The following is a 4,664-nucleotide window of genomic DNA, read 5'->3' on the forward strand; positions in this document are numbered from 1 at the left end:
AAAAACGTGCCAGCGATTTTGCTAAATTAGTAAATCACCAATAACTACAGGTATGGCAAATAGTAAAACTAACGTGCAGGACGCACAATTTACTTATATTGAGGCACAGGTTTGTTCAGTACTTGGGATTTAACGCTGGCTGCGCAGCGCTTAATCCTTTTTTATAAGGCCCTCTCACCGAGAGTCCACCGCTCTTCAATATAAGTGCAAAGCTCCCCAGTTTCGTCTTGGTCTTCCAAGCTTACCTGATACCCCAGCTCCAATAAATTTTCAGGTAGATCGATATCATATTGCTTGCTGATACTAGAGGATAACAACCCTTCTCTCGGCTGAAAATTCTCGTAATATTCTTTATCAAAGAATACTGTAACTTCGCTAGACCAAAGATTTGGATAACACAGAAGGATAGCCACCCAAGATTTACCTTTTTCCTTTTCTGGTTTAGCGGCGACGAGGTTTTTAGCAACGACTATTAGCTGTTGTAAGGCTTTTTGCTTCCATTCATGTTGTGCTTTCGGACCTTCAACCAATCTATCTAATGTCCAAATCTTAAAGTTGATATATCTTTCGTTTGAGCGCTCTGGATAATAGCCTTGAAAACCAGAAGCCCATTTTTCTAAAGCGCGTATATGACGGTTTGGGTTTCTTATTTTGGCATTGGGCCGATGTATGCTTAATCTGCGCATTCAGTATTCCCTATCAACGCCTCGCTAACGGGCGCAAAATTAGCGACTAAGGAGCACAAGCCAAGCGTTTTGTGTCCTTTTGGGTAAGTTGTTAGTTGTTAGTTGTTCGTTATTCACCAGCCTCTAAAACCATTTGATTGCGCCATATGGTTACATTTTTCCACTTTTCATCTGTAGTTCCATTATGCGACCAAAAGACAACTTCCCCTTTCTGGTTGATACAATAGTAATCTGAGTTGTCTTCGCAGATAGGCATTAACTCTAATGGTAGTCCGTAAGATTTTCGTGCACTTTCCAATGCTTCATATATGTCAGCATAACTAGGTGGATTGACGATTTCCAATGCTTCAAGAGGAGCATCTCCGAGATCATATCCAGATTTGATAAATGCCACATATTCGGACGGCAAATTGAAACCAAGCTTTTCTTGAGCATCGTTGATTTCAATATCGGTAGGTATTTTCAGTTCGAATGCTTTCATTTACTCTGACTCTGATTAAGTACAACATGCGATTGTTAGTTGCTTTACTCACATTCTGGCTCCTGATGGATTTCTCTTAGCTCTTGTAGCTCTCCAACCTCAGAGTGAAACACGACTTCGCCGCCCTCGTACCTTATATGAGTCAATTTATAATACCGAATCTCATATATTTCTTCATTTATCTCATGTGTGGATTCCATGAGAAAATCATTTTCATCGAATTGTGCTCCGAAGTTTTTCAATTCTTCTCTAAAGGTGCCAACTGTTTTTTCTCTGAGGTGTGGCTCTCGTTCTCCGAGAACAACACCAGGAATATTTTCTAGCACCTGACCTACTAGGTATATTCTTGACCTTAACTCAGCACTCGAAGCAACGCAGAGCATCTGTGCATTTTCGTCTACGAATTTAAGCTCATCCAATATATTTTTAATTTTCATCGCTGGATACTATCTTGGGCAACTAACATTATTAATAACAGGCAGTCTCGTTTTCCTACCAGCTCTAATTTTGCTTAATTTATCATAAGTCATTAAAAATAATAGAAAATAAATCAAGATTTATGCTCTATCCTCACATAAAAATGCGCTGGCGTGTTATCCAAGACGGGAAAATCACAAACCCATGAGAAACAATAAGTTACAAAAGCCAACATCGACAGAGCGAGACCAAGCACTAAATAAAACATGCCATTTTCCATATTCAAACAACGTTGAAACTGAATAGATAAACAGAAAAAAAAGTAAAGATGGTAAGTAAATGAATCATGAACTTGATATTAGGTTTTTTAGGGAAAACGCACGCCCCTAAAATGTGTAGAACATTTGATCTAAGTGAAAAAGGGGCAAAAGTGAGTTAACTCTAGCCTCGTTGACTCGAAGGTATACTAGACGAAGAAAGTATCGTTCGTGCTGATTTAACCAACATAAAAAACAAAAAAGCGAGCCACTTGGGCTCGCTTTTAAGTATTTAGTTTTAAGCTAAATTACAGAAGCTCTACCGATTGTTGAGCAATCACGAATTCTTCATTGGTTGGGATAACCATTGCTAATGCGTTTAGCATTTCAGACTTACCGATGATGCCTTCAGCACCAAAGCGAGCAGATTCGTTACCTTCTACATCCTCAACGAAACCTAGAATCTTAAGGTTGTTTAGGATTTCACGACGAATTGGTAGAGAGTTCTCGCCGATACCACCAGTGAAGATGATGCCGTCTAAAGAATCTAACGTTGCAAGGTAAGAAGCAATGTATTTTGATACGCGGTAAGTAAACACCTCAAACGCAAGCTTAGCGCCTTCATGGCCCTCTTCCATTGCTTCTAAGATGCCTCGAGCATCGCTCGTAAGACCAGACACGCCAAGGAAGCCAGACTCCTTGTTTAGAGAGTTGAAGACTTGCTCTTGTGACCAACCTTTCTTAAGTAGGTACTCGATGATGCCCGGGTCTAAGTCACCACAACGTGTGCCCATCATTAGGCCAGAAAGTGGTGTGAAGCCCATTGAAGTATCAACACTGTTACCGTCTTTGATTGCACATACAGATGCGCCATTACCTAGGTGAACAGAGATAAAGCTAGATTTTTCGATAGGCTTGTTAACCATCTTCGCAGCTTCACGGCTAACGAAGTAGTGGCTAGTACCGTGGAAACCGTAACGACGCACGCCGAAGTCTGTGTATAGCTCTTTTGCGATTGCACCAGTGAATGCACGTTGTGGCATTGTTTGGTGGAAAGCCGTATCAAATACAGCAAATTGAGGTAGAGAAGGGAAAGCTTCAATCGCAGCACGAATGCCGACAGCTCCTGCAGGGTTATGAAGTGGAGCTAGATCAGATAGGCTTTCAATTTCGTTCGTTACTTCTTCAGTAATACGAACGGTTTGAGTGAACTTCTCACCACCGTGAACGATACGATGACCGATAGCCACGATATCAGCAGTGAAGCCTAGATCTTCCATCAGGCCAACCAATTTGCCAATGGCAATTTTGTGGTGGTTATCTTCGCCTTGAATGGCAATTTCAGTTTTCTCGCCTTGATATTTCCAGCTCATACGAGCATCTTCAAGACCAAAACACTCCCCTAGGCCACTTAATACTGCTTCACCAGAAACAGAATCGATTACAGCAAATTTTAGGGATGAACTACCCGAGTTAATAACCAGAACAAACGAATTAGACATTGGATATGGATCCTGTTTCAGTACGAATTGGATGAAGTGTTTACTTCAATTTTAGTTAAGTCCATTATTCAATAATTTTTGAATCTTTCAACTTTTGTTTTGAAAAAATCACTAAATGAACACAATTAAGTTGATCTTAGTCATCAAATTATTTATTTCGAGAGCGAAATTAAAAAATAGTTGAATAAGAAAATTAATGAACAGGTGACGCAAACGAGTGCTCACATTATTTTTAACTTGATTCAGTTAATTAGAGCGACTCGAACAAATGCAGGTAATTCGCTTAAAAAACAACCGCCCTTCCCTTTCGTCTGCTTATCATTACCGATAACTTTTTGCTCGATTTCTCAATTGCTCAGTGCTTGAGTCAAAAAGCTCCCGGGAGTTGAGAATAGTGATCCGATCTCTTTTGATAGCCTTCGAGCACAACTCTACGAACAAATGCATTGTAATGTCGCTTAGATAGCCTTCACTCTTTGTTTTAGTATCTTGTAGCACGTTCTTTTAGTATAGGCTTAGAACGCGATACAGCTAAGTTTAGGCACTAACATTCGTTCTAGGCGCGATGCTTAGTTTCATGGACGAAGCATAGTTACAGGGACAAAGCTTGATTAAAGTAAGTTAGCTACGAATATCGAGCCAACCAAAGCTTAAGTTCAAATAGCAGGCACAAAAAAGCCGAGCATTACGCTCGGCTTTTAAATTCAGTGTCTAGACTAAAGCGTCTAAGCGACAGGTTGATTAACCTTCGTTGCGCTCTGGACGACGACCACGGTTACCACCGCCATTGCCGTTACCATGGCCACGTTCGCCACGGAAGTTACCACGGTGATCGCCACCACGGTTACGGTCGAAACGACGTTCGCCATCACGTCCGCCAGCAGAGTTACCATCGCGAGCACCATCACGGTTGCCACGGTATCCACCACGACCGCCTTCACGGTTACCACCTTCGCGGTTGCCGCCTTCACGGTTACCACGGTAGCCGCCACCATCACGACCGCCACGGTTGCCACCACGGTTGCCATCACGACCGCCATCACGACCGCCATCACGACCGCCGCCGCCACGACGAGGCTCACGGAAGTCATTGAAATCAACAACTACAGCGCCAGCTTCTTTTTGACGAATGCGAAGTTTGCTTAGCTTACCAGCAGTTTCAGAGTTCATTGCTTTTGGCAGTTGAACGTAAGTAGAACCTTGGTCTAGCTTGATAGCACCGATAGAACCTTTAGTTAGGCCAAGTTCGTTTGCTAGTGCGCCAACGATGTCCTTAACCTGAACGCCTTGCTCACGGCCAACTTGTAGTTGGTAAGTATCC

General features: G+C 42.2%; 5 protein-coding genes. All 5 read right to left on the reverse strand.

All coding sequences use genetic code 11. The features are described 5' to 3' along the window. Nucleotides 1-161 precede the first annotated feature (161 nt). Nucleotides 162-686, reverse strand: coding sequence for a DUF3916 domain-containing protein (locus A142_RS13275; RefSeq protein ID WP_019825716.1), 525 nt, complete (start codon nucleotides 684-686; stop codon nucleotides 162-164). Nucleotides 687-795: 109 nt separating this feature from the next. Beyond that, nucleotides 796-1,167, reverse strand: a complete 372-nt coding sequence (locus tag A142_RS13280; protein ID WP_019825718.1) for an SMI1/KNR4 family protein — start codon at nucleotides 1,165-1,167, stop codon at nucleotides 796-798. A gap of 44 nt (nucleotides 1,168-1,211) precedes the next feature. Continuing rightward, nucleotides 1,212-1,604 (reverse strand): hypothetical protein, encoded by a 393-nt coding sequence (locus A142_RS13285; protein WP_019825720.1) that lies wholly within the window; start codon nucleotides 1,602-1,604, stop codon nucleotides 1,212-1,214. 545 nt (nucleotides 1,605-2,149) lie between these two features. Then, on the reverse strand, nucleotides 2,150-3,343 hold the full coding sequence (locus A142_RS13290) for an acetate/propionate family kinase (RefSeq protein ID WP_019825722.1): 1,194 nt from the start codon (nucleotides 3,341-3,343) through the stop codon (nucleotides 2,150-2,152). Nucleotides 3,344-4,084: 741 nt separating this feature from the next. After that, nucleotides 4,085-4,664 (reverse strand): DbpA RNA binding domain-containing protein (locus tag A142_RS13295; RefSeq protein ID WP_032545575.1); only part of this gene is annotated, 580 nt, incomplete at its 5' end.

This window comes from Vibrio splendidus 12E03 (assembly GCF_000272105.2).
In the GTDB taxonomy this organism is placed as follows: Bacteria; Pseudomonadota; Gammaproteobacteria; order Enterobacterales; family Vibrionaceae; genus Vibrio; species Vibrio splendidus_I.